Here is a 24,892-nt window from a genome sequence, read left to right as displayed (position 1 = left end):
CGGTCAGGTCGGCTGTTTCCCCAGGTCGGCGAGATACTCATCCAACTCGGGTGACACGACGGTGCCCGCGCTGTCCTGGAGATGTGTCCGGAGACGTCGTGCCAACCGGCTCACCGCCGGTCCGGCATCGAGCAGAGGCCGGATCAGCCCGAGTCGAGCGCACTGCTCGGCGAGCGGCAGCAGTTCCGCCCGCGCGGTGTCCTCTCGTCCCGCGGCGGCCAAGGTTTCCACTTGCAACAGGGCGGCGTTGAGGAATGCCCTCGGGCGGGCTCGTCGGTCGATCGACTCGACGAGGGCGTGCGCCCTGTCGTATACGGGCCCGAGGTCCTGCACGTGGGGGTGTGAGGCCAGTGCCTCCCGGATCGCCGAGTCCTCCGCCATTTCCGAGGTGAGGACGGCGATGCCGTTGTCCCGGCTGCGGTGGTGTCGACTCTCGCGGTCGAGGTCCGGGGTACGGGACGCAGACTTTCCGATCCCGGCTCGGACGCGTTCGTTGTCGATCCGCGCGGCTAGTCGGGGAAGGCGCAGTTGTTGTGCCAGTCGGGCGCCCTCGTCGAGACGCGACTTTGCCGCGTCGTTCTGTCCGAGCAGGTACTTCAGTCGTGCACCCGTGCCATAGGTGGCCAGCATGAAGTCGACGGTGCCGCCCTCGGCACCCAAGGTGTGACTGCGGTCGAGGAGACGGTCCGCCTCCGCGAGGTGTCCCTGTTCGTACAGCAGGTCACCGAGTAGGGCTGCGGTGAGCCGGGTGCCGTAGCCGAGACCCTCTTCGGCTGCCAGATCCATGGCGTGCCGGAAGCTGGCCTCCGCGGCCGGTAGATCGAGTTGTTCTCGGGCGGCGACGCCGGCCATGCAGTATCCGTAGATGACGCTGAACGGACCGTTGGAGCGCCGATGGTAGGGCAGCGCCCATTTCTGCCATCGCCGAGCTTCGTCGAAGTCGAATCGGTAGATCGCGTGGAAGGATGCGACGTCGGCGGCTCCGCACAACACCCAGGGTCGCAGTGTGCTCGCGCGTGCAATGCATCCCTCGACTGCCTCGTCGAGCCCGTCGATCTCGTCGTCGAAGACGGTGACGGTGGCTCGGATGAAGGCGGCCTCGACGCACATATCCGCTACCGCGCTGTCGTCGCCTCCGCTGGTCAGTGCGGCCTCCGCGACGGAGAGAAATTGCTCGGCGTCGCGGGGGTGATGCAGCAGCGCATGCGCCCAGGCGAGTGCGATCTGCAGTCGGGGGTGATCGGTGGTCTTCTTCGTCGGCAGTTTCGCGGCGAGACCGAGTAGTGTTCCCATTTGCGACCGCTCGAGCAGGTCCATCGCCGCGTTCTCGACGAGTCCGATGGCGTCGTGCTCGTCACCGGCGAGGAGGTAGTGGTCGACTGCCTGGCTGAGAAGATCCCGGCCCGCAAACCATCCGCCTGCTTTCCGATGGAGTTCGACCACACGATCGGGGTCGTCGCGCGCGAGGCGGCGTTGGAGAAACTCGGCGAACAGGTGGTGATAACGGAACCACTCCCCCTCGTCGTCGAGTCGGCGCAGGAACAGATCACGTGCCTCGACGTCCTCGAGGGCGGCTTGCCCGTCCTGGTCGCCGGTGAGTGCCCGCGCCAGTCCGCCGCAGGTCTTCTCGGTGATCGAGGTCGTGAGCACGAAGTCGAGCGTGTGTCGATCGAGACTGCCGAGGACATTCTCGGCGAGGTACTCGCCGATGGCCCGGTTCCCCCCGGACAGGTGGTCGATCAGCTCGCGGGGGTGCGGGTGATCGCGCAGTGCCAGCGAGACCAGTTGCAGAGCCGCCGCCCACCCATCCGTCGACTGTTCGAGTTCGACGATATCGGGTTCGCCCAGATCGAGACCGGTCCGGTCGACAAGCAGCTGTGTCGACTCGCGGACATCGAACCGCAGTGCTGCGGAATCTATTTCGACGAGCTCGTTGTGCACACTCATCGTGCTGAGAGGAAGGCCGAGCCGGGTGCGGCTGGTGACGATCAGGTGCAGGTGGTGGCAACCGTGTTCGAGTAAGAACTCCAGTGCCGACCGCGTGTCGTCGTTGCTCACGCGGTGCCAGTCGTCGATGACGAGGGCCACGTGTTGGTCGGCCGAGTGCAGCTTGTCGATCAACGAGGTGAGCACGTACCGCTCGCGGCCGGCGCCGTGGACTTCGAGTTCGCGTACCAGTTCCCGACCGAAGGCCGGTTGTGCGACGGCGATGGACTCGATCAGGTGGGTGAGGAACCAGATGAGCGTGTTGTCGTCATTGTCGATCGTCAGCCAGGCGGTCGCCACACCGTCACTCCGCAATGCCTCCAGGCGTTGGGCGGCCAGTGTGCTCTTGCCGAATCCCGCGGGTGCATGAATCAGCACCAGGCGCCGGCGACCGCTGCCGCGCAGTCGCTCGAGCAGGTGCGTACGCGCCACCGCTGCCCCCGGTGTAACCGGCGGGCGGTACTTGGTGGAAGCGCTCGGTGGTGGGGGGAGATCTCGACGCGTCCCGTTACTGCGGCGGTATCGAAGATAGTCCGACACACCGACCTTGATCTCGTCCGTGGGTCGGAAGGGACGGTCGTCGTCACCGACGAGTGGAAGCGGAATGTCCGCCATGGCGAGGCCGATGTGTTCGCCCGCCTCCCGCAGCGCCCCGCCCAGGTTCGCAGCGGTCCTGGGGCGTTCAGCTGGGTCCCGGGCCATGGCCGACTCGATCACCTCGCACACGGCCTCGGGAACTCCCTGCTCGCGCAGATCGGGCAACGGCTCGGTGCCGATGCGCAGGAGTTGGGCGAAGACCTGTTCCCCGCGGCGTCGGGCATAGGCCGGCCGGCCGGCGAGTGCGGTGAACAGTGTCGCACCGAGTCCGTAGACGTCGGTGACGGTGGACGCGTCGGCGCCGCTGAGCAGTTCCGGAGCGGTGTAGGCGGGGGATCCGGCGACCAGGCCCTGCGTGGTCTCCTCACCTCCGGTGATGCGGGCGATGCCGAAGTCGGTCAATTGCGGTTCAGCGTATTCGGTCAGCAGGATGTTGGCCGGTTTGACGTCGCGATGCAGCACTCCCCCGCGGTGCGCGGTTTCGAGGGCGCCGGCGAGTTTGACGCCGACGGCCAGTGTCTCGGCGGTCGTCAAGGCACCGTGGTGGGTGATCCAGGAGTCCAGGGAGTCGCGGCGGTGGAACGGCATCACGATGTAGGGGCGTCCGGTGTAGGTGATGCCGGCTTGCAGGACGTGGACGATGTTCGGGTGCCCGGACAGTCTCCCCATGGCCTGCTGCTCGCGCAGAAAACGTGCGCGATCCATGTGGTCCGGATCGGGGCTGAGCACCTTGACGGCAACCAACCGGTCGAGCGCTGGTTGGCGGCATCGGTACACGATGCCGAACCCGCCGCGGCCGGCGATGCTGGCGTCCTCGAAGCCTTCGGCCGCCAGCTCCGCGACGATGTCCGCATCGACCTGGCGTTGGGTGTTGTCGGTGGGGTCGTCCGGCATGGCTGGCCCTCAGCGCGCCGTGACCGGTTCGTCGATGCGCCGCGCCCCGGCTGACCAGCTCCTGCCCATGGGGTCTCCTCGCGATGCGACTACCCCATTCTAGATACCGCCGACCTCGTTGGCGCCGAAAAACGCCTGGTGATGCCGAGAGATAGCGATGCGGCAGTATGCGCACCCGAGGACAACCGCGGCGGTTCCGGTGACGCCGTAGGCACAGTCCGGAGAACGAAGACCGTCGTGCGACAACGACGCGGACACATCCGACCTGCACAGAAGGCTGAGCTGGAGCAGTGTGGTTCCGCTGAGCACCAGGTATGGCCCCATAATCCGTCGCGGGGGGATTCGGGCGGACACTACTACGAAGGTGAGCAGGCTGAACACCACCAGACCGAGGCTGATCAGTCGGCCGGTCGTGACCGTGCCGAGCAGTCCCGCCGCTGCCGCGGCGGATGCAAATGCCGTGCAGATCACCTGGGCCGGCGACCAGGTTGGAGGAATCAGTCGATCCGGAACGTCGTGTGCTTCCACTGTCTGGTCCCTCCCGGCGCGATAGAGGTCGTAGGTCTGGTCACGCTACGAAGGTGGTCCGGTGATCGGCACGCCCGAGTGGCTTTGCCGGCTTTTTCGGTGTGATTGGGCGCAGTTGTCCTGGATAGCCGAATCCAGGCCCGAGATGTCGGAGCAACGACACAGAGTGTGTGGCATGCAACACTCTTCGGTAGTTCTGATGAGCGGCTGCGGTTCGCAGCGGCGAGCGCCCTCGGAGTACCGCCGCGTGGCGGTGCTCGGTGGTTATGGGGGACGGGACTTCGTCGAAAGCCTCGCCGATCGGTGCGGGGGCGGGTTGACGGTCGACGTTGTGGTGTCGAACCTCGCCGAGTCCGACCTGCGGTGCCACGGCGTGCCGCGCGCGGATGTTCGCACCCTCGTCGTTCCGGATGTGAGGTCGATCAGTCGGGGTGATCTGATCGCCCGATATGACGCCGTGGTGTATGCGTTCGAGTCGTTCCGTGAGCGTGTGTTGCCGATTTCCGGCGCCGAGTTGCCCGGCAGTGTGTGGGCCGGTGATATCGCCAATGATGCTGCGCAGCTGATGGTGTGGGAGCAGGCGGTGGTGGTCGGCTCGGGTGAGCGGGCGTGCGCCGCAGTCCGAGGTCTCGCCCGGGCAGCGGAGCGCGGCGCTGCCCGCGACATCCTCGTACTCGGCGGTGCCTCGCGTAACCACCGGACCGTGGTCGACGACGTGCCTACTCGTTTGGACGGAGTCTCGATCACCGTACGCAGCCACGACCAGTTGCTGGGTATCCGAGGACGCGACCGCGTGGAGGAGGTACTTGCCGGCGCCCTCGACGGGGCCACACGACGTCGTCCGGCTCAGCTGGTGGTCAATGCGACCGGCGAGCTTCCAGCGGTGCTGGCGGGGCTGCGAGTGAACTCCTCCGGACTCATCGCGAACGAAGCGGGTTGTGTCTCGGCGACCTGGCACGAATTCGTTCTCGGACCGTTGCAGCATCCGGGGGTGTCAGGCGGCGCAGACGCGGTGACCCCGAGGATGCTGGCACGCACGGTCGCCGAGCGACTCGGCGACTGCCGCGGCCCCTGGTCCGCGGTCGACCCGTTCGAGTGGCTCGAGTTCCGGCATGGTGCAGGGAAGATCGCTGCACCCACGCGACGGCATTCCGCACTCGCGAGCTGAACTGGCCAGATTGCGACGCCAGCAAGTCCGATTTACGCAAAACCCTCGGCATGTGCCGGTCACCGGCACATTCGGTTGGACCTGCGTGTGAGCTGCCACACATACTCGGGATGCGACGGCACCCCATGCGGTCGTGACAGTGAAAGGAAATGTTGTGGCGCCTCTCCAAACGGTTCAGAAGATCGGTCCCGTGCTGGATTTGTTCACCGTGTCCCGTCCTGAATGGGGTGCGTCCGAAGTCGCCGAGGCCATCAACGTGCCACGCTCGAGCGCACACGCACTGCTGTCTTCTCTGGTCGAGACCGGTCTGTTGCAGTGCCGTAACCGCGGCCGCTACCGCATCGGCTGGCGGGTGGTGGAGCTGAGTCAGACACTCAAGGGCACCGTCGACGTCCGCTCCTGCGCCTCCCCGATTCTGCAGGATCTGGCGCACAAGTACGGCGAGACCACCCACCTGGCTGTCATGGAGCGGTATCGGGTGCTCTACGTCGACAAGGTGCTCGGCAACCATGTCATCAACGTCGCCGGCGCCCGGGTCGGTGCCCACCTCGAACCGCACTGCAGCGCAGTCGGCAAAGTTCTTCTCGCTCAGTGCGACCCCGGTGAAGTCGAACGCAACATCACCAACAAGCCACTGCGGCGACTGACCCCGTCAACGATCATCAACCCGGCCTCCCTGGCACAGGAGTTGCGGTCGGTGCTGCGGTCCGGGTGCGCCTTCGACGCCGGCGAGGCGGTCCAGGAAGTTCACTGTGTCGCGGCCCCTGTCCGGGACGAGATGGGACTGGTGGTCGCGGCGGTGAGCATGAGCGTGCCGGCCAGCCGGTTCGTGCCGGCTCAGGCCGAGTTCAAGAGTGCGGTTATCGCTGCCGGCGCCGAGATCTCCCGGGCGATCGCGAACTCCACGGACCCCGTGGTGCGCACCGAGCGCGACGATCCGACGGTCGCGGCGGCGAGCTGACCTATCTCAGCCCGACCGCATCGACAGGTACCGCGACAAACTCAGGGCGGCGGTCCGCACGGCGGCGGCCGAATGGTCGAGGTTGATGCGAGTGTGCCACCCGGACACCGAGATTCCGGCTACGACCTGGCCTCTGAGCCCGAAGACCGGGCTGGCCACACACGCGACCCCGGCCCGCGATTCCTCCAGGTCGTAGGCCACTCCGCGCTCGCGGATTCGGGCCAGTTCGGCGGTGAACAGCCCTGGGGTGATGATGGTCCGTTCGCTGAGCCGGGGCAGGCCCGTGTCAAGGATGTGCTCGACGACGGTCTGGTCGGAGAAGGCGAGGATGGCCTTGCCGATTCCGGTGCCGTGTGCGGGCCACCGGCCACCCATCCGGGTCGGCAGGGGTGGGGAGTTCGGGCTGTGCAGCACCTCGAGGTACACCACGCAGTCATCGTCGAGCACCGCGAAGTGGACGGAGTGGCCCGTCGCCTCCTGCAGGTCGGCCATGAACGGGCGGGCCGCCTCGCGGAGGTCGCGTTGGCGGGGAACGTGCTGACCGAGTTCGAACAGTTTGAGCCCGAGCCGGTAGCGGGTGCCCTCGCGCTCGAGCAGTTTCACCGCATGCAGCGCCTTGAGCATTCGCTGCACGCTGGACTTGGGCAGGCCGCAGCGGCGGGCGATCTCCGAGACACCGAGGGCGGTGTCGGCGGCGCCGAGGGTGTCGAGCACCGCGACCGCACGGACGATGGAACCGGCGTCGCCGGCGGGGATCCTCCCGGAGGTTCTGTGCCGTTCATCGGCACAATCGTCTTGCATAACGGCCCATAGTGCCCGAGGGTGGGAGTTCAGTGCAACAGGTCACATCCCCCGCGGAGCTGCGACAAGCGACGCGGGGCGCTTCCGAGGAAAGCCCGAGGTCTTCATGTCTTCCGACCAGGTACAAGGCGCCGCGCAGCGGCTGCTGGAGGCGTACCGCAGCGGTACGCCGATCGATCCGCTGACACCCGAGTTCGCGCCGGCGGAATTGTCTACCGCCTATCGCATTGCGCAGGCACAGGTCGAGCAGTGGGAGAAGGACGGGGACACCGTCAAGGGGCACAAGGTCGGGCTCGCGTCCGCCGCGATCCAACGGCAGATGGGGGTGGATCAGCCTGACTTCGGCCACCTGACGGCGAGCATGTTCCACCTCGAGCACCAGCCTATTCCGGCCGCGACCTACATCCAGCCGCGGATCGAGCCGGAGACCGCGTTCGTCCTCGGCCGGCCGCTGACCGGGCCGGGAGTCACTATCGCGGACGCTGTCCGGGCCGTGGAGTTCGTCCTTCCCGCCCTCGAGATCGTCGACTCCCGGATCCGGGACTGGAAGATCGGCATCTTCGACACCATCGCCGACAACGCCTCCTCCGGTGGGGTCGTCCTCGGGAGTCGTCCGGTGCTGCTGCGGGACGTCGATCTGCGCCTGACCGGCTGCACACTGCACATCAATGGCGAGCTGGTGGCGACCGGCGCCGGTGGCGCGGTGCTCGGCTCCCCGCTGAATTCGCTGGTGTGGCTGGCCAACACAGTCGGCCCGCTCGGGGTGACCCTCGAACCCGGCCACGTGGTGCTGCCGGGGTCGATGACCAAGGCCTTCCCCATTTCGCCGGGCGATTCCATCGTGGCCAACATGAGCGGACTCGGCAGCGTGTCCGCCATCCTCGGAGAGCGAGCAGAACTGTGACCAGCAACCAGCAGACCAGCGAACAGCGCTGGAGCGCCGGCCGCATCGCCGACATCCTTCTCGACGCCGAGGCCACCACCACCTCACGGACCTCGCTGTCCGCCGAGTGGCCCGGCCTCACATTGCCCGTGGCCTACCAGGCGCAGGACATCGCCCTCGCCGCCCGCAAGGCCCGCGGCGAGCTCGTCACCGGGATCAAGCTGGGGCTGACCTCCCGGGCGAAACAGCGGCAGATGGGGGTCGACGCTCCCTCCGTGGCCTGGCTGACCGATGTCATGGCGTTACCCGCCGGTGACCCGGTCCCCCGCAACCGCCTGATCCACCCGCGCGCGGAGCCGGAAATCGCGTTCGTGATGGGCCGTCGGCTGGCCGGACCCGGAGTCACCGCAGCCCAGGCGTTGACGGCGGTCGATCATGTATTCGGGGCGATCGAGATCATCGACAGCCGCTACGCCGGGTTCAAGTTCACCCTCGAAGACGCTGTCGCAGACAATAACTCGTCCGGCGTGTACGTCACCGGACCGGTGCTGCGGCGACCTGAGGATCTCGACCTCGCCCTCGAGGCGTGCTTGCTCGAGATCGACGGACAGATCGTCGACACCGCGACCGGCGCCGCCGTGCAGGGTCACCCGGCCGAAGCACTCGCGTTCGCGGCCAACACGCTGGCCGAGCGGGGGCACGCCATCGAAGCCGGATGGGTCGTGCTGACAGGCGGAATGACGGACGCCGTCGCGGTCGAACCGGGCGCTCGCGTCGCCGCCCACTTCACCTCGCTCGGTTCGATCACCATTTCGGGAGGATAACCGCATGCCGTTCATCGACGTGACCATCGGACTGGGCCGTTCCCCGGAGCAGATCCGGTCACTGATCCACGAATTGACAGAGGCCGCGCACCGGGCGATCGAGGCGCCGAAGGAGAACATTCGGGTCGTGGTCCGCGAAGTCCCGGAGACGCACTGGGCCGCCGGTGATGTGACCATCGCCGAACGGCGCGCGGCACCCTGATCGGAGTGGCTGGACAATGCTGATCGCCGGACGGGCGTCGATCAGCATTGCCGACACTGCGTTGTCCGCGGCGGCCGGGAACCGTAGACCAGTAGAGACACCACCGTCTTTCCTCTGGGAGCCCCCGTGACCACAATTCATGCCGTCGACGCTGACACCGACCTCGACATCTTCGATCCTCCGCGCATCGCCGACCGGCTTTACCACGACCTGCTCTCCCCACCCGAAGTCCAGCAGGTTCGGCGGCGGGTACGACGGATCGCCGCGGACACCATCGCCCCGATCGCGAGCCGCATTGCCCGCGGCGACGAACGGATCGACGGCTTCCCCCGCGACGCCTTCGACTCGCTCGCCTCGGCCGGAGTGTTCCGGATCCCCTTCGACGGCGACGTCGGCGGCGACGACCTCACCCACCGCGCCACCGCGACCGCCGTCGCGGTCGAGGAACTCGCGTACTACTCCAACAGCGTCGCCGCGATCTTCGACGTGCACTGCATCCTCGCCGGCAACGCCGTCAATCAGGGCACCGCCGCGCAGCGGCAACGTTGGCTCGCCCCAGTGGTCGCCGGTGAGATCGTCGGATCGTTCGCCACCAGTGAGCCCGGTGCCTCGAGCGACCTGTCCCCGGCCGCCGTCACCACCGAGGCCACCCCGACGGCCACCGGCTGGGTGCTGCACGGCCGCAAGCGGTGGATCACCAACTCCGCCGTCGCCTCGTTCGTGGTGGTACTCGCCCGCACCGGCAATCGGCTCAGCACCTTCATCGTGCCCACCGATACTCCGGGCGTCACCATCGGCACCCCGGACCGCAAGCTCGGCAACAAGGGACAAATCACCGCGGACGTCATCCTCGACCAGGTGCACCTCGACGCCGAGGCGCTGCTCGGCGAGGAGGGCTGCGGACTCAAGATCGCGTTGCAGACCCTCACCTACGGCCGGATCGGTATCGCCGCGGCCGGGGTCGGAATGGCCCAGGCGGCGTTCGACCACACCGCTCAGCACCTCGCTCGGCGACACGCATTCGGCGGACCACTAGCGAGCAAACAGCACTGGCAGTTCCTGATGGCGGACCGGGCAACGGCCATCGAAGCCGCCCGCGACCTGTACCTCAAGGCGGCGCTGCGGCTCGACTCCGGGATTGCCTTTCCCGAACCGGAGGCCGCGATGGCCAAACTGCGCGGGACCGAGATCTCCGTCGACATGGCCCGCGACGCCGTGCAGGCCTTCGGCGGGCTCGGATTCACCCAGTCCCTCGGCGCGGACGACACCGACGGACCGGTAGAGGCGTTCTACCGTGACAGCAAGATCGGCGAGATCTACGAGGGCGCGAACGAGGTCCAGAAGTGGGTGCTCGCCCGGCAGATCTTCGGACGCGAGATCACCGGCTGACCACGACCCGACGGTGCCGACCCCGGTCGGCATCGTCGAGGTCGCATCCGAACATGCCTGGGCGACTCCGACAATCGGTGCCGAGTGAACCCGACGCCCCTCCACCGGGAACGAGGGTGCTGGTGTAGTCGCCACGGCGTCGGCCGGGTGAGGTCACATCTCGGTGTAGTCGGTACCCGGTCGCGGGCTTCCTCACCTCACGGTGTGCGAGCGAGCCTTCAACTGCGGAGGTGGGCGTTCAGAAACGCCGCGGTGATGCCGAGGTGGTCCGCCTGGTCGAACTCAGGGCCCTCGTGACCGGCACCGCCAAGGACGAGAAGGGTCGAGCGTGCGCCGGTACTGACGAGCGCATCATGCAGCGCGTGACTCTGTGCGGACAGCGTGATCCGGTCGCGGTCTCCGTGCGCGATCAGGAAGGGCGGCGCAAGCGCCGTCACCCGGCTGAGCGGGCTGGCGTTCCAGGAGGCATCCGACGGTGACGAGACCTCGGCTTCCCCCAGCAGGGCGCTCTCGAATGGGGGTGGCAGAAGGTGACTTTCGATCCAACTTCGTCCGGCGTTGGCGGCGAGATCGGACGGGCCGAACCAGTGGACGACAGCGTCGACGCGGCTGGACTGATCCAGATCGTCGCCGACAACTCCTTCAAGTTCCACATCTCCGTGGGTCAGACCGACCATCGTGGCCAGATAGGCACCCGCTGACGCTCCCCACGCCCCGATTCGCTCGGTGGACAGCCCCAGCTCCGTTCCGTGCGCACGTAACCACCGCACGACCGCCTTGACGTCGTGAATGGGATTCGGGTACGAGCCGTGGGGCGCAAGCCGATAGTTCGCGGAGACGACGGCGATACCGTACGAAGCCAGCCGGGACAGACGCTCGTCGGCACCGTCCTTTTTGTCACCGAGCTGCCACCCTCCGCCGTGCAGGTAGATCACTGCCGGCGGATTGTCGATCTCGGGCCGGTACACATCGACGGCGATCTCGAAACCGTCCACTTCGGCGACTCGCAGATTGGATCGCACTCGCACATCGTTCATGAAGGCCCTTCCAGGGTCAGGTCGGCAACTCGCACACCGAGTCCCTCACAACGCGATCGGATACTCGATGTCTGCCTGCTGGGTCTCTATTTCACGCCCGCCGCCGCTCGCTCTCGCCAGGTCTCTCGTTTAACCGACTCGACCGCCGCTCGAGAAGGGGTGCTGTTCGGTTATTCCGACCATGCACGCCCGCACCCGGGTTTCAGTGGTTACCTCGAGGAGGACTTCGGTGAAGTACGCGCGCAGAACGCCACGCGCGGTATGCCACCGCGTTGACAACGCACCAAGTTCTGTCCCTATAGGCAGATATGAGCGAGAGGCACACAATGAGTCGCAAGAGCGCCGCGATTATCGGCTCCGGCAACATCGGTACAGACTTGATGTACAAGCTGCTGCGGTCGCAGACGATCGAACCCCGATACATGATCGGTATCGACCCGGACAGCGAAGGATTGGCCCGGGCCCGACAGGAAGGCCTCGAAGCCTCCGCCGGCGGACTCGACTGGCTGCTCGCTCAGCCGGAACTGCCGGACTTCGTCTTCGAAGCGACCTCGGCGAAGATCCACGCCGCCGCGGCGCCCCGCTACGCCGAGGCCGGGATCACCGCGATCGACCTCACCCCGGCCTCCGTCGGCCCGTATGTGGTCCCCGCGGTCAACCTCGACGCGCACCTGAGCGCCCCCAACGTGAACATGGTCAGCTGCGCCGGCCAGGCCACCATCCCCATCCTCTACGCCATCAACGAGGTCGCCGACGCCTCCTACGGCGAGATCGTCGCCGCCATCGCCTCCCACAGCGCCGGTCCCGGCACCCGCCAGAACCTCAGCGAATTCAGCGAAAAGACCGGGAAGGCCCTCGCCCAGGTGGCCGGCGCCGACCATGCCAAGGCGATCTCGGTGATCAACCCGGCCGAGCCGCCGATGAACATGCGCGACACCGTCTACGCCAAGGTCCGCAACCCCGACCCGGCCGCCATCGAGCGTGCCGTCATCGACATGGTCGCCAAGGTCCAGCAGTACGTCCCCGGCTACTCGCTACGTCTGGTCGACGTCGACGGCGACCTGGTCACCGTCATGCTCGAGGTCGTCGGCGCCGGCGACTACCTGCCCACCTACGCCGGCAACCTCGACATCATCACCGCCGCCGCCGTCCAGGTCGCCGACGTCATGGCCCAGCAGAACCTCGTCCAGGGAGCAGCACAGTGAGTAAGAAAGTCACGATCGTCGACACCACCTTGCGGGACGGCATGTCCTCCGTCTCGCACCAGTTCACCCCGCAGAACGTGGCCGACATCGCCCGCGGGCTCGACAAGGCCGGAGTGTCGACCATCGAAGTCGCGCACGGGATCGGTCTCGGCGCCTCGTCCATCCAGTACGGGTTCGCCGCCGCCACCGACCCGGACTACGTCCGCGCCGCCGTCGACGCCGTCGAGAACGCCGACATCGCCGCCCTGTACGTCCCCGGCATCGCGACCCTCGCCGAACTGCAGAAAGCCATCGACGCCGGCATCAAGACCGTCCGCATCGCGGTGCACTGCACCGAGGCCGACTGCGGGCAGCAACCCGTCGAGTGGGCCAAAGAACAGGGCCTGAACGTGATGACGTTCCTGATGATGAGCCACAAACTCGAAGCCGAGCCGCTGGCCGAGCAGGCCGCCAAACTCGACTCCTACGGCGCCGACGTCGTCTACGTCGTCGACTCCGCCGGCGCTATGGTGCCCCGGCACGCCGGAGACCGGGTTGCCGCCCTGCGGCAGGCGATCACCGCGGACATCGGGTTCCACGCCCACAACAACCTCGGCGTCGGCATCGCGAATGCGCTCACCGCCGCCGAAAACGGGGCTACCTTCATCGACGGGTCCCTGCGCGGGCTCGGCGCGAGTGCCGGCAACGCGCAGACCGAGGTCCTCGCCGCCGCCTTCGAACGGGCGGGCTGGGACACCGGGGTCGACCTGTTCACGCTGATCGACACCGCCGAACACGTCGTCGCACCGCTGATGAAAGAACCGCAGATCGTCGACGAGACCGCCCTGATCCTCGGATACGCCGGTGTGTACTCCACGTTCTTCCACCCCACCAAGCGGGCCGCCAAGAAGTTCGGAGTCCCCGCCCGCGACATCCTCATGGAACTCGGACGTCGCGGGGTCATCGGCGGTCAGGAAGACATGATCATCGACGTCGCCTCCGAACTCGCCGGCCGCACCTACGAGACCCCGGCACTGGCTCGTTTATGACATGGCCCATGGCAAACACCGGTCGTAGGCTCGTAGGTCACAGGAGCCGGAATAGGACACCGCACATCGCTGCGCCGACGGCAGGTCGAGAAATCAACGCCGTCCCGACCTGATCCCACAGGAGAAGACATGACTGCAGTACCCGGAATAAGCGACGTCAAACACCTCATCGGTGGTGACTGGCGTCCCGCCTCGGACGGTGCGACGTTCGAAACCCGCGACCCGCACGACGACTCGCTTCTCGGCAACGTTGCCCGAGGAACTGCCGCCGACGGCGCCGACGCCATCACCGCGGCGCGCAAGGCGTTCGACGAAGGTCCCTGGCCGCGGATGTCGCCGAAAGAACGGGCGAAGATCCTGCACGCCGTCGCCGACAAGGTCGACGAACATCGTGAGGAACTGTCCCTGCTCGAAACGCGGGACGGCGGCAAGGGAATCAACCAGGCACAACACGCCGAGATCCCCCGAGTCGCGCACAACCTTCGGTTCTTCGCCGACTACGTGGCGATGGCCGCCAACGAGGCGTACCCGGACGGCGACCTACTGTCCTACACCCTGTATCCACCGGCCGGTGTCGTCTCCGCGATCAGCCCCTGGAATGCACCCTTGATGCTCGCGACGTGGAAGATTGCACCCGCGTTGGCGTTCGGCAACACCACGGTCCTCAAACCCGCACCCCAGACACCACTGACCGCCAACCGGTTCGCGCAACTCGCCCTCGAAGCCGGCCTGCCCGAGGGCGTGCTCAATGTGGTGCACGGATTCGGCGGCGAGGCCGTCGCAGGCCCGCTCACCTCGGATCCACGTGTCGATCGGATCACCTTCACCGGTTCGAGCGCCACCGGGGTGAGGATTCTGCAAGCAGCCGCACCCAACCACACCCCCGTGTCCGCGGAAATGGGCGGCAAGTCCGCGAACATCGTCTTCGCCGACGCCGACCTCGACGTGGCTGTGCCGATGTCGATCCGGGCGATCTTCGGCGGCAACGGGCAGGTGTGCCTGTCCGGGTCGCGTCTGCTGGTACAGAATTCGATCATGGGCGAGTTCCTCGACCGGTTCACCGAGGAGGCGAAGAAACTCACTGTCGGAGACCCGAAAGACCCGGCCAACTTCCTCGGCCCGCTGATCGAGCAGAAGCACCTCGAGAAGGTGCACGGCTACGTCGAACTGGCGCAGGAGGAGGGCGGCAAGGTCGTCACCGGTGGGTCGCGGCTCACCGACGATGCGCGGGCGAAAGGATTCTACTACCCGCCGACGGTGATCACCGGGCTCACCAACGACTCGCGCACCGCGCGCGAGGAAATCTTCGGTCCCGTCGAGACCGTGCTCGGATTCGACACCGAAGACGAGGCACTGCGCATCGCCAACGACTCGCCGTACGGTCTGGCAGGAATTCTGTTCACCGATAACCTCAACCGCGCGCACCGCATGGCGGCACGGTGGAAGGCCGGCACGGTGTGGATCAACACGTTCTTCGAACGTGACCTTCGGTTGCCGTTCGGTGGTGAAGGCAGCAGCGGTCTCGGCCGTGAGGGCGGCCAGTACTCCCGCGAATTCTTCACCGAGCCACGGGCCGTCACCATCCGCCTGCGAAGCTGATCACCTGTCGACCACGTGCGGCCGGAGCGGAATCCCACCGCTCCGGCCGCACGTCTTTCCCCGAGGAGAGCCCTGCCGTGACTACACCCGATCTGTGCGTCGTCGTCGGCGCGACCGGTGCGATGGGCACCGATATCACCCTGCGCTTGGCCCGCCGCGGGCTGCGCGTCCTCGCGGTCGCCCGCAGCGGCGACGACCTCGAGAAACTTACCGCAGCCGACGAGCGCATCATTCCCTGCATTGCTGACATCGCCGACGACAGCGCGATCGAATCGATCTCCGCGCAGGTAGATTCGCCTGTGCGTATGGCGCTGTTCGCCGCCGGCCTGCCGGTGCGAGGATCCGCCGACACCATCCAACCCGGCGACCTGGCCATGGCGACGAACATCAAGGTGGGCGGTCTCGTCCGTCTGTTGCACGCGGTCCGCGGCCATCTCGTGGACGGTTCCCGCTTCGTCACCATCGCCGGCTCCCTGGGTCTCGAACCCGGTCCGCTCGATGCCGTGCCCGGTACGGCGAACGCGGCCGTCCTCAACCTGATGCGCCAACTCAGTGCACTGTACGGGCCCAGAGGCGTCACCACACATACGATCGCGCCCGGACCGGTGGACACGCCACGGCTCCGTGCCTTCATCGACACCGAGGCCACGGAAACCGGACGGGATCCGGAACAGATCTGGGAGCGGTACCGCGCCAAGACCACCCTCGGACGGTTGCCCACCCTGGAAGAGATCGGCTGGGTCGTCGAAACGCTGCTCGCTCCCGAGGCCGCGGTCCTGCACGGCTCGGTGATCAATGTCGACGCCGGAACCCGCCACGGAATCGCCTGACCACCACCCACTGAAAGGACCCGCAACCCATGCCTGTCGCACACTTTCATCTCGCCGACGGCGCCTACCCCGCCGAGCAGCACCGAGAACTGCTCACCGCGGCGAGTCGGTGCTATTCCGAGGCCCTCGACTCCCCGATTGAACGGGTCCGCGTCTTCATCGTCCGCTACCGTCCCGACGATGTCGCGGTCGCGGGGACCACCGTTGCAGAGGGTGCCCCTGCAGCGCCGTACTTCACGGCGATCGTGCTCGCCGGCCGCCCCGCCCGTCAGCGACAGGAACTTGCCGTGCGGTTCACCGATCTGATCGTCGATGTTCTCGGCGCCCAGCGCTCGCTCGTGCGGGGGCAGGTCATCGAGGTGGACCCGGCGAACTGGACGATCGCGGGTAACCCTGCCGCTACGATCCGCGCCGGGGAGATCGCTAGGCGCGCCGGCGGGGCGCAGACTCCGAACTAGCCGATCTCCCACCCTGCCCGAGCGGCGAGACGGTCATCGGCGCCGAACACGAGGTGATCGATTTCGCGGGTCGCCTCCACCGCCTGCACCGCCTGCGAATGGAGCGCCTGGGTACGGCAGTGCTGTACCCAGGCGCTCCGCATGGCTCAGGAGACTGACCGTTGCGGGCCGAATTACCAGGTCGGTCGGATCTTCCGGCCCTCTGCATGGCCCCATCTCGGGTGGCTAGCGGACTGGCGTCTCCTCGTGTGAGACGGGCGCCAGGGCGGCCGGACGTGGACCGCGGCGGAGGAAGCCGGCTGCGAGCGCCAGCACTCCCAGCACCAGCAGGACGAGGGGTGCGATCACGCTGATCAGATTGAGCTGAGTACTTGTTTTCTCCGCTGCCGCCGCGGCATCCGCGATCGACTGGTCGGTGAGCGCGGTGTCGATCGACATGACCGGCGTGAGGGGAAGCAACCGGCCGTTGACGTCGATGTTGGCGATGATCTGCTGGCTGAGGTTCGCGTCGATCGGCGTGCCCAGGGTTTGGTCCGCGGCGAGGTTGATCCGGTTGACCGCGGTGTAGCTGAACGGGACGGGATCGGGAAGCTGCTCGAGTGCGCCACCGAGGCTTTGCTGCACGTCCGGCGGCAGCAGTGGCGTAAGAGAGCTGACCAGCGCCTTGGGCAGTGCTGGCGGTAGCGTGCCCGCTATGGCGGGATCGCTCAGCGCCCCCTTTACCTCGACCGTGTAGTTGAGAACGTCACGCCCGGACACTGTGCCCGAGTCGACGTACGTCATGGGGACTGTCGTCTTCGTGGCTGAATCGTAGTAGCGGTAACTCGCCGACGGGTCGGGGTGCAGTGGCAGGGCGATGGTCATTCCGCTGTGTGGTTCCACACCGTCTTGCGGTTGCCCGGTCGCCGCGTCCATCGTCTTTCGATCGACGGCGTAGGTGTGGTTGGACGGGACCGCCTGGCCGGCCACCTCGAGGGTGACGTCGTCGTGTGCCACTGCGGTGTCACCATCGGTGCTGGATACGTAGATGTGACGGTTGATGGTCACGGGAACACCCGAGGCAATGACGTTGGGGATGTCCCCGGCTTGTAGCGCTTGAGCATTGAGCAATGTGCCGGTGCCTTCGTACACCGGGTTGACGTCGAGGTCACCGGGCAGCTTCGAGAGTGAGGGCACCAGCACGAACCGTAGAAGGGCTGCTAGGGCGATGAACGCTACTCCTAGTGCCACAAGAATTTTCGAAGATCGTCTGACAAGCATCGACCGTTCCTTCGTGTACTCGTTCGGTAGATGAGGGGCGTATTCAAGAAGGCGTTGGACGGACGCGGCAAACACGTGCGACCCCATTCGATCGTGTTGCAGCTGCGGACCGCGTTCTGTCGGTACGCCGGGATACCTCACCCGTGATGGTCACCGCGGAACACTGCCGAGGATCGGCCGATGTCGTCCAGGGTCGTTCGCATATTCCGATCAAATCGGCACAGCGCGACAGCCATTGCTGTGATGCCGGACACAACAACTCGATGTTTGTGATCGAGCGAACAGCGGTCAGGCGTACATGCCCGATCGTTTCCACGGTGCGAACAACCGGGGCCCTTACCGATGCTGTTGTTCCGATATCCCGACTCAGGCACTTCCCGCCCGGTTCGCGCCGCACACTGAGCGACCGGTAGCTAGGTAATCCTGAGTTCGCCAGTGAGGGGAGGCCGTTCGTGGACAGGTTCGATACAGCGATCATCGAGTTCGCGTGCCAGTGGTTGCCGTATGGCACCCCACCATCCGACGAGCTCATCACCCGGTTCGGAATGACGACTGGGAGGTACGAACAACAGCTCGCGCGGATCCTCGACGACTATCCATTCCAGTTGCCTGTCGAAGACAGACGACGACTCTGGCTGCAGTTGGCCGAAACCCGACAATACCCATAGCGGCAGGGGCCCCGATCCCCCGACGAATCCCTCATCCAATCCATTTGAAAGAACAGGTTTTCCATGAATTCTGTTGAACCGATCGTCGTTGTCGACGGCGCGAGGACCCCGATCGGCAGCTTCGGTGGCGCGTTCAAGGACGTGCCCGCCCACGAACTCGGTGCCACCGCCGTCAAGGCCGCGCTGGAGCGTGCCGGCGTGCCGGGCGGCGATATCGACGAGGTGGTGATGGGCTGCATCGGTCAGGTCGGACCGGACGCCTACAACGCCCGCCGCGTCGCCCTCGCCGCCGGACTTCCCGAGAAGACCCCCGCATATACCGTCAACCGGCTGTGCGGGTCCGGTCTGCAGGCCGTGTGGTCGGCGGCGCAGCAGATGCGCTGGGGTGGGGTGGACTTCGCCCTCGCCGGCGGCGACGAGAGCATGTCGCGGATGCCGTTCTACGACTTCTCCGCCCGCTCCGGCTACAAGCTCGGCGACCGCACGCTCGTCGACGGCACGGTCGCGATTCTGACCGACCCGTTCGGTGGGGTGCACATGGGCCGCACCGCGGAGGCCGTCGCCCGCAAGTACGACGTGAGCCGCCGGCAGCAGGACGAGTTCGCCGTCGAATCCCAGCGCCGCGCCGCCTCCGAGGCCGCGAAGGCCGCGTTCGCCGAGGAAATCACCCCGGTCGAGATCGGGGGCCGCCGCCCGAAGACGATCGACGTCGACGAGCACCCCAAGCCCGACACCACCCTCGAGACCCTGGCGAAGCTGCGGCCGGCGTTCGAGGAGGGCGGCTCGGTGACCGCGGGCAACGCGTCCGGGATCAACGACGGCGCCGCGGCCCTGGTTCTGGCGACGCAGTCCGCCGCGCAGGAGAAGGGTCTGACCGGGCTGGTCACGCTGGAGGCCGTCGCGACCGCGGCGATGGACCCGAGCCTGATGGGGTACGCCCCCGTTTTGGCGCTGGCGAACCTGTTCGAGCAGACCGGCACCACCCCCGGCGACATCGACGTGATCGAGCTGAACGAGGCGTTCGCGTCGCAGGCGGTCGCGGTGATCCGGGACGCGAAGCTGAACCCGGAGAAGACCAACCCGTACGGCGGCGCGATCGCGCTGGGTCACCCGGTCGGCGCGACCGGAGCCATCCTGAGCCTGCGCCTCGCGAAGGACCTCGTGCGCCGCGACCTCGAACTCGGCATCGTCACCATGTGCATCGGCGGCGGCCAGGCCCTCGCCGCACTCTTCCGGCGCATCTAGAACCAGTGCGGGAGGGCATACGCCCCCGAACTCCTGAGCGCGAGGATACGGGCCACGGACTTCAATCCGCGATGGGCGATGGGCGGAGAAACCTCGGCGAGGCGCGCGAGCGCCTCAGCCCTTCCTCGCCCGCGTAGCGAACTCGGTGGACAACCGGAACCAGGCTCGGCTGTACGCGCGGACTGCTGTTGCGAGTGGGGTCATCTGTGCTACCGGGCCCGGGAGGCCAGAAAACGCAATCTAGCGCCGCGGACATCCGCGCTACGCAGAGTTGCCCAATCTCCGAACTATGACGGGGTGATTTTCGTCGCTTGTTCGGCAATTCTGGATTGTGTAGCGGACAGCGGGTGATTCGGATCATGCTCGTGACATCGGACACAAGCTGATACCTAATCGGCAAGCACCCGAAGCGCCAGACAACGCCACTCCGCACTGGTCCCGGTCGCCGGTGGGGCACCCCACCTCACGGCGCGGGCGGTCAGCGGACACTGCCGATCTCAGGCAGGCAACAAAGGAGACGACCTATGAGTGACCCTCGGTTCGAGATTTCCCATCTCGCCCGTGCCGAACTGCTGAGCCCCAAGCCGCAGGAGACGGTGGACTTCTTCACCAAGTTCCTCGGGATGTACATCACCCACACCGAGGGGCAGTCGGTCTACCTGCGCGCCTATGAAGACCCCTATCAGTGGAGCCTGAAGGTCACCGAATCCACCCAGGCCGGACTCGGCCACGCCGCGCTGCGCACCAGCTCCCCGGAAGCGCTCGAACGCCGGGCAGCCTCGCTCAAGGACGCCAACGTCGACGGAGCGTGGCGCGAGAGCGACTTCGGGTACGGCAAGACCTTCACCTACCAGTCCCCGGACGGGCACAACCTGGAATTGCTGTGGGAGGTCGAGAAGTACCAGGCCCCGCCGGAGCTGCAGTCCAAGATCCTTACCCGCCCGTCGAAGAGACCGCTGCAGGGCATCCCCGTCAAGCGCATCGACCACCTGAACTTGCTCGCCAGCGACGTCAGCGCGGTGAAGAACTCCTTCGAGCGCCACCTCGGGTTCCGGACCACCGAACGCGTCGTCGACGGTGACACCGAAATCGGTGCGTGGATGAGTTCGAACATCCTCGGCCATGAGGTGGCATGTTTGCGGGACGCGCAGGGTGAACGGGGCAAGATGCACCACCTCGCGTTCTATTACGGCACCGGCCAGCACAACATCGATGCGGTGGAGATGTTCCGCGACTACGACATTCGGATCGAAGCCGGCCCCGACAAGCATGGCATCACCCAGGCGCAGTTCCTCTACGTCTTCGAACCCGGCGGCAACCGCATCGAGCTGTTCGGTGAGGTCGGGTACCTGCATCTCGATCCCGACGGTGAGACCAAGACCTGGCAGATGTCCGACATCGGCACCGGGCTGGCGATCGGCGGGACGAAGCTTCCGTGGGAGACCTACTTCACCTACGGCACCCCGAGCCCGCTCTCGCTCGATCAGCACATCGAGAAGTATGCGCACTTCGGCCCCGGCGGCCCCGGCCCCGACGCGGCGGCAGCTGAGCAGGCGGTCCCGGACGAGATCGACCAGTCCCGCGCCGTCGCCGGCGCTCCGGCGTCCTGATACGCACGTGGGTGTGACCGGAGTTCTGGTCACACCCACGTGATCCACCTCGGTGTGCCGATAAGCGGCACAACTTCTTTGGACTCGCGAGGGCTGGATCACACACTGTTCGGCGGGGCTGTGCAGGTCGGGATCGTCGATCGACGCCACCGCACCTCACACCTGAACCCATCCACTTTCGCTCGGTCGTCGGTTCACACGAGTGAATCAGCGCGAGTCCCCACTGCACGCGGGCCCGAAGCAGAAGGAGCACCATGACTTCCACCCAGAGTTTTATCGACGAGATCACGATCGAAGAGCTCGAGACCGACCCCTATCCGTTCTACGAGCGTCTGAGGAAAGAGGCCCCTGTAGCCTTCGTCCCGGCGCTGGGCATGTACATCGTGTCGACGAAGGAACTGTGCGCCGACATCGCCAAGGACGCCGAGAACTGGCCGGCCGTCATCTCTGCGGCCGGAGGCCGCACCTTCGGACCCGGCGCACTGCTCAACACGAACGGCGACGAACACCGCAAGCTGCGGGACATGGTCGAACCGCACCTGCAGCCCTCAGCGGTCGACAAGTACATCGATAATCTGGTGCGCCCCTTCGCACGTCAGCGACTCGCCGAGATCGAGAACGACGGAAGCGCCGACATCGTGGCTGCGTACTGTGAGCCGGTCAGTGTTCGTGCTCTCGGCGATCTCCTCGGACTCGATGACGTCAGCACCGACAAGCTTCGCGAATGGTTCCACAAGCTGAGCGTGTCCTTCACCAACGCCGCGGTCGACGAGAACGGCGAATTCGCCAACCCGGACGGGTTCATCCCCGGCGACGAGGCCAAGGCCGAGATCATCGCCCACGTCGATCCGAAGATCGACAAGTGGATCAAGGAACCCGATCACACCGCGATCTCCCACTGGCTGCACGACGGTATGCCCGAAGGGCAGACCCGCAGCCGCGATGTCATCTACCCCAACCTGTACGTCTTCCTCCTCGGAGCGATGCAGGAGCCGGGGCACGCGATGGCGACCACGCTGGCAGGACTGTTCACCAAGCCCGAACAGCTCGAACGTGTCGTCGACGACCCGGCGTTGATCCCCCGGGCGGTCTCGGAAGGCATGCGCTGGGTGGCGCCGATCTGGTCTGCCGTGGTCAAGCGCGCCGCGCACGAGGTCGAGGTCGGTGGCGTGACACTGCCGGAGGGGTCGATCGTGATGCTCTCCTATGGCTCGGCCAACCAGGACGAGAACGCCTACAACGCCCCGACTGAATTCGATATCGATCGGGCCCTGCTTCCGAACATGACATTCGGTGGCGGAAAGCACGCCTGCGCGGGTACCTATTTCGCTAACTCGGTTATCCGGATCGGCCTGGAGGAACTGCTCGAGTCCATTCCGAACCTGGAACGCGACGAGGCTCACGAGGTCGATTTCTGGGGTTGGGGTTTCCGTGGACCGAAGCAGTTGTTCGTTAAATGGGAAGTGTAACGGAATCATATTTCCCGAGGTCCGAAGTGTCCGGTCCGGAGATTAATGGATCGGGCACTTCGGGAGCATTTTTATTGGATTGGAGCACTGTCGGAAATGGCTAATAACTACACGGTCCGTATCCAGGGTAAGAATTCGGACATCACCGTTGCCGAAGACCAATCCATCCTCGATGCGGCGCTGCGGGCGAACGAATGGCTTCCGCACTCGTGCACCCAGGGCACCTGCGGCACCTGCAAGCTCAAGGTGCTGTGCGGGGAGGTACGCCACAACGAATCCCCCGAGTACACCCTGACCAAGGACGAGCGCGCCGAAGGTTTGGCTCTCGGCTGTATGGCGACCCCCTGCTCCGATCTGACGGTCGAACCGATCGGCGGAGCCGGGGACGACGGAATCCCGCACTTCCCACTGCGTGATTACGAGGGGACGGTGTCGGTACTCGAGGACATCGCTGCGAATACCCGGCGGCTGGTGGTCGAGGTGGATACGCCGATGCTGTTCAATGCCGGTCAGTACGTCGAGTTGATCGTCCCCGGGCACAACGTCGGCCGGCAGTACTCGCTGGCCAATCCGCCGACGGAGACGCGGAACCTGGAATTCCACGTCAAACTCACGACCGGGGGTCTGGCCACGGATGGGTGGATTTTCGGGCCGATGCAGGTCGGTGACCGCATCTCTCTGCGTGGGCCGTTGGGCCAGTTCAACCTGGTCAAACAGCAGGACGAGGCCGCGATCTTGATCGGCGGTGGGACCGGATTGGCGCCGTTGAAGTCGATCGTCCAGCATGCGCTGGCCGAGCGCCTGGTTCCGGAGTTGTATCTCTACCACGGCGGACGCCGCCAGGAGGATCTGTACGACGTCGACTTCTTCCGTGGCCTCGCACAGGAGCATGAGCACTTTCACTACCGCCCCGCGCTGAGCGAGGAACAGTGGGACGGGGCCATGGGCATGGTGACCGATGTGGTGCTTGACGACTTCTCGTCGTGCAAGGGCATGAGCGCCTACCTGTGCGGACCGCCGGCAATGGTCGAGGCTGCGGTCAAGGCCCTCAAGCGACGTCGGATGGCGCCCCGGCTGATCTTCCGTGAAGAGTTCACGATCGCCGCACCGAACCTGGCCGCCGTGGGGCAGTAGCCACGACGCGCCCTACCCCTCCGGATCAAGACGTTGGCGCTGACGGATCCGGACGGCACCGATCCCGCGGAAGTGAATGGACACGATCACTTCCGCGGGATCGTCGTCTCTGCTACCGGAACGGCACCGTGCGCAGGTCCTCCGACGGACTCACTCCGAAGGTCTCCTTATACTCTCCGGCGAATCGGCCGACGTGCAGGAACCCCCACCGCTGTGCGATCTCGGTGACACCTTCGTTCGCCGGGTCCGCCTTGAGCAGGTCTTTGCGCGCCTTCTGCATGCGGATGATCTTCAGCTGCCGCATCGGCGTCGTACCCAACGAGTTCTGGAACCCGACCTGCAGGGACCGCACACTCACCCCGACGTTCTTGGCGACCTGCGCCACCGTTAGGGGCTGCTGCGCGTGCGCCTCGAGGTAGTCGACGGCGAGCCGGACAATTCCTGGCAGGGCGGGCTTGGGTTCGTACAGCCTTGCCCTGTAGTCGTGTTCGGCCGCGACGAGAAGCCCGCTCATCAAGCACTCGGCCATCGGCGTCGAGACGATGGGATGCAGCGCCAACGCCTCGGGACTGTCGAGTTGATGAGACAGACCTTCGACCAGTGAGAGCCATTGACGGCCGACGACGGTGTCCAGATCGAGGTCCATGCCGAAGACGATCGGGTCGACGATCTCCGTCCCCAACCGTGCCGCGAGTTGATCCTCGAGTGCCCGGCGATCGATCTTCAGGGCCAGCACCGGGGTCGGATAGGGCGAGGCCCACCCACGCAGCAGGGTCCGTTGGTCGCACCGGTAGACCGCGGCGCGGTGGGGGGTCGCCACGGTCCGGGCACGACCCGACCCGGTGACCAACTCCCCCCGCATCGGGATGTTCACCTGATAGGAGTCGCGCAACTCGTTGGTGAAGATTTCCACCTCGGTCGAATAATCCAGCCGGCCGAGCGTGACGGGACCGAACGAGGCTGCAGTCATTCGCATCTGAAAAATATGCTCGTCCCCGAGGACGCGAACCTCATGGGGATAGTAGAGATCGCTGCCGATGGCCCGCGCCTCGTCGATATCGTCGGAAAGAAACGTCTTTGTGCCGTTTCCGCGATCCGGGTCTTCGCTCATCTACT

21 protein-coding genes are annotated in these 24,892 nt (G+C 66.1%); 15 read left to right on the top strand and 6 right to left on the bottom strand.

The genetic code is table 11. From position 1 onward, the window contains the following. Nucleotides 1-3 precede the first annotated feature (3 nt). Nucleotides 4-3,477: a serine/threonine-protein kinase gene (locus CJ177_RS35280; protein ID WP_095869893.1), complete on the bottom strand. Its 3,474-nt coding sequence runs from the start codon at nt 3,475-3,477 to the stop codon at nt 4-6. Nucleotides 3,478-3,576: 99 nt separating this feature from the next. Beyond that, nucleotides 3,577-4,005, bottom strand: a complete 429-nt coding sequence (locus tag CJ177_RS35275) for a hypothetical protein (RefSeq protein WP_143548766.1) — start codon at nt 4,003-4,005, stop codon at nt 3,577-3,579. Between the two features lie 175 nt (nt 4,006-4,180). Between CJ177_RS35275 and CJ177_RS35270 the strand changes: the two genes are divergently transcribed. Together CJ177_RS35270 and CJ177_RS35265 are read left to right on the top strand one after the other, a co-directional pair. Beyond that, nucleotides 4,181-5,173: a hypothetical protein gene (locus CJ177_RS35270; RefSeq protein ID WP_143548765.1), complete on the top strand. Its 993-nt coding sequence runs from the start codon at nt 4,181-4,183 to the stop codon at nt 5,171-5,173. A gap of 154 nt (nt 5,174-5,327) precedes the next feature. Beyond that, on the top strand, nt 5,328-6,134 hold the full coding sequence (locus CJ177_RS35265) for an IclR family transcriptional regulator (RefSeq protein ID WP_095869890.1): 807 nt from the start codon (nt 5,328-5,330) through the stop codon (nt 6,132-6,134). A 6-nt stretch (nt 6,135-6,140) separates the two neighbouring features. On the opposite strand, the gene CJ177_RS35260 is transcribed toward CJ177_RS35265, so the two are convergent. Next, a complete protein-coding gene (locus CJ177_RS35260) occupies nt 6,141-6,935 on the bottom strand; it encodes an IclR family transcriptional regulator (protein ID WP_095869889.1) in 795 nt (264 codons plus the stop codon). A gap of 106 nt (nt 6,936-7,041) precedes the next feature. On the opposite strand from CJ177_RS35260, the gene CJ177_RS35255 reads away from it, so the two are divergent. The 4 genes from CJ177_RS35255 to CJ177_RS35240 all read left to right on the top strand — a co-directional run bounded on the left by CJ177_RS35255 (nt 7,042) and on the right by CJ177_RS35240 (nt 10,233). Beyond that, nucleotides 7,042-7,839 (top strand): 2-keto-4-pentenoate hydratase, encoded by a 798-nt coding sequence (locus CJ177_RS35255; protein ID WP_095869888.1) that lies wholly within the window; start codon nt 7,042-7,044, stop codon nt 7,837-7,839. Further along, nucleotides 7,836-8,642, top strand: a complete 807-nt coding sequence (locus CJ177_RS35250) for a 2-keto-4-pentenoate hydratase (RefSeq protein ID WP_095869887.1) — start codon at nt 7,836-7,838, stop codon at nt 8,640-8,642. The genes CJ177_RS35255 and CJ177_RS35250 overlap by 4 nt, the downstream gene beginning before the upstream one ends. Nucleotides 8,643-8,646: 4 nt before the next feature. After that, entirely contained in the window at nt 8,647-8,844 is a 198-nt protein-coding gene (locus CJ177_RS35245) for a tautomerase family protein (RefSeq protein ID WP_095869886.1), read from the top strand. Nucleotides 8,845-8,970: 126 nt separating this feature from the next. Beyond that, entirely contained in the window at nt 8,971-10,233 is a 1,263-nt protein-coding gene (locus tag CJ177_RS35240; RefSeq protein WP_095869885.1) for an acyl-CoA dehydrogenase family protein, read from the top strand. Nucleotides 10,234-10,451: 218 nt separating this feature from the next. Here the strand turns inward: CJ177_RS35240 and CJ177_RS35235 are convergent, their stop codons facing one another. Next, a complete protein-coding gene (locus tag CJ177_RS35235; RefSeq protein ID WP_241031733.1) occupies nt 10,452-11,255 on the bottom strand; it encodes an alpha/beta hydrolase in 804 nt (267 codons plus the stop codon). 341 nt (nt 11,256-11,596) lie between these two features. On the opposite strand from CJ177_RS35235, the gene CJ177_RS35230 reads away from it, so the two are divergent. The 5 genes from CJ177_RS35230 (at nt 11,597) to CJ177_RS35210 (ending at nt 16,390) form a co-directional block, all read left to right on the top strand. Continuing rightward, entirely contained in the window at nt 11,597-12,475 is an 879-nt protein-coding gene (locus CJ177_RS35230) for an acetaldehyde dehydrogenase (acetylating) (RefSeq protein WP_095869883.1), read from the top strand. Then, complete coding sequence (gene dmpG, locus CJ177_RS35225) at nt 12,472-13,503, top strand: 4-hydroxy-2-oxovalerate aldolase (protein ID WP_095869882.1); 1,032 nt, start codon at nt 12,472-12,474, stop codon at nt 13,501-13,503. Before CJ177_RS35230 ends, dmpG begins: the two co-directional genes overlap by 4 nt. Before the next feature lie 129 nt (nt 13,504-13,632). Then, a complete protein-coding gene (locus CJ177_RS35220; RefSeq protein WP_095869881.1) occupies nt 13,633-15,102 on the top strand; it encodes an aldehyde dehydrogenase in 1,470 nt (489 codons plus the stop codon). Between the two features lie 77 nt (nt 15,103-15,179). Beyond that, complete coding sequence (locus CJ177_RS35215) at nt 15,180-15,932, top strand: SDR family NAD(P)-dependent oxidoreductase (RefSeq protein WP_095869880.1); 753 nt, start codon at nt 15,180-15,182, stop codon at nt 15,930-15,932. Between the two features lie 29 nt (nt 15,933-15,961). Then, complete coding sequence (locus tag CJ177_RS35210; RefSeq protein WP_095869879.1) at nt 15,962-16,390, top strand: tautomerase family protein; 429 nt, start codon at nt 15,962-15,964, stop codon at nt 16,388-16,390. A 225-nt stretch (nt 16,391-16,615) separates the two neighbouring features. Here CJ177_RS35210 and CJ177_RS35205 read toward each other — a convergent pair whose 3' ends face one another. Then, entirely contained in the window at nt 16,616-17,650 is a 1,035-nt protein-coding gene (locus tag CJ177_RS35205) for a porin PorA family protein (RefSeq protein ID WP_241031734.1), read from the bottom strand. 731 nt (nt 17,651-18,381) lie between these two features. On the opposite strand from CJ177_RS35205, the gene CJ177_RS35195 reads away from it, so the two are divergent. From CJ177_RS35195 to CJ177_RS35180, 4 genes are all read left to right on the top strand, one after another. Further along, the gene (locus tag CJ177_RS35195; protein WP_095869876.1) at nt 18,382-19,563 is read left to right on the top strand and encodes a thiolase family protein; all 1,182 of its coding nucleotides are present in this window, start codon (nt 18,382-18,384) and stop codon (nt 19,561-19,563) included. Between the two features lie 524 nt (nt 19,564-20,087). Next, nucleotides 20,088-21,173, top strand: coding sequence for a VOC family protein (locus CJ177_RS35190; RefSeq protein ID WP_095869875.1), 1,086 nt, complete (start codon nt 20,088-20,090; stop codon nt 21,171-21,173). 254 nt (nt 21,174-21,427) lie between these two features. Further along, nucleotides 21,428-22,642: a cytochrome P450 gene (locus CJ177_RS35185; RefSeq protein ID WP_095869874.1), complete on the top strand. Its 1,215-nt coding sequence runs from the start codon at nt 21,428-21,430 to the stop codon at nt 22,640-22,642. Nucleotides 22,643-22,738: 96 nt separating this feature from the next. Then, on the top strand, nt 22,739-23,776 hold the full coding sequence (locus CJ177_RS35180; RefSeq protein ID WP_095869873.1) for an NADH:ubiquinone reductase (Na(+)-transporting) subunit F: 1,038 nt from the start codon (nt 22,739-22,741) through the stop codon (nt 23,774-23,776). 112 nt (nt 23,777-23,888) lie between these two features. Here the strand turns inward: CJ177_RS35180 and CJ177_RS35175 are convergent, their stop codons facing one another. Continuing rightward, nucleotides 23,889-24,887, bottom strand: coding sequence for an AraC family transcriptional regulator (locus CJ177_RS35175; protein ID WP_206016346.1), 999 nt, complete (start codon nt 24,885-24,887; stop codon nt 23,889-23,891). Between the last annotated feature and the right edge of the window lie 5 nt (nt 24,888-24,892).

The sequence above is a fragment of the Rhodococcus sp. ACPA1 genome, assembly GCF_002300195.1.
Taxonomy (GTDB): Bacteria; Actinomycetota; Actinomycetes; order Mycobacteriales; family Mycobacteriaceae; genus Rhodococcus_F; species Rhodococcus_F opacus.
This window is presented reverse-complemented; position numbering and strand designations above follow the sequence as displayed.

Bases quoted from the DNA above. Each gene is read 5' to 3' on its own strand.
- CJ177_RS35220 (WP_095869881.1), top strand. From the start codon at position 13,633: ATGACTGCAGTACCCGGAATAAGCGACGTCAAACACCTCATCGGTGGT.
- CJ177_RS35270 (WP_143548765.1), top strand. From the start codon at position 4,181: ATGCAACACTCTTCGGTAGTTCTGATGAGCGGCTGCGGTTCGCAGCGG.
- CJ177_RS35280 (WP_095869893.1), bottom strand. From the start codon at position 3,477: ATGCCGGACGACCCCACCGACAACACCCAACGCCAGGTCGATGCGGAC.
- CJ177_RS35180 (WP_095869873.1), top strand. From the start codon at position 22,739: ATGGCTAATAACTACACGGTCCGTATCCAGGGTAAGAATTCGGACATC.
- CJ177_RS35210 (WP_095869879.1), top strand. From the start codon at position 15,962: ATGCCTGTCGCACACTTTCATCTCGCCGACGGCGCCTACCCCGCCGAG.
- CJ177_RS35190 (WP_095869875.1), top strand. From the start codon at position 20,088: ATGAGTGACCCTCGGTTCGAGATTTCCCATCTCGCCCGTGCCGAACTG.
- CJ177_RS35255 (WP_095869888.1), top strand. From the start codon at position 7,042: ATGTCTTCCGACCAGGTACAAGGCGCCGCGCAGCGGCTGCTGGAGGCG.
- CJ177_RS35230 (WP_095869883.1), top strand. From the start codon at position 11,597: ATGAGTCGCAAGAGCGCCGCGATTATCGGCTCCGGCAACATCGGTACA.
- CJ177_RS35205 (WP_241031734.1), bottom strand. From the start codon at position 17,650: ATGCTTGTCAGACGATCTTCGAAAATTCTTGTGGCACTAGGAGTAGCG.
- CJ177_RS35245 (WP_095869886.1), top strand. From the start codon at position 8,647: ATGCCGTTCATCGACGTGACCATCGGACTGGGCCGTTCCCCGGAGCAG.
- CJ177_RS35175 (WP_206016346.1), bottom strand. From the start codon at position 24,887: ATGAGCGAAGACCCGGATCGCGGAAACGGCACAAAGACGTTTCTTTCC.
- CJ177_RS35195 (WP_095869876.1), top strand. From the start codon at position 18,382: ATGAATTCTGTTGAACCGATCGTCGTTGTCGACGGCGCGAGGACCCCG.
- CJ177_RS35185 (WP_095869874.1), top strand. From the start codon at position 21,428: ATGACTTCCACCCAGAGTTTTATCGACGAGATCACGATCGAAGAGCTC.
- CJ177_RS35260 (WP_095869889.1), bottom strand. From the start codon at position 6,935: ATGCAAGACGATTGTGCCGATGAACGGCACAGAACCTCCGGGAGGATC.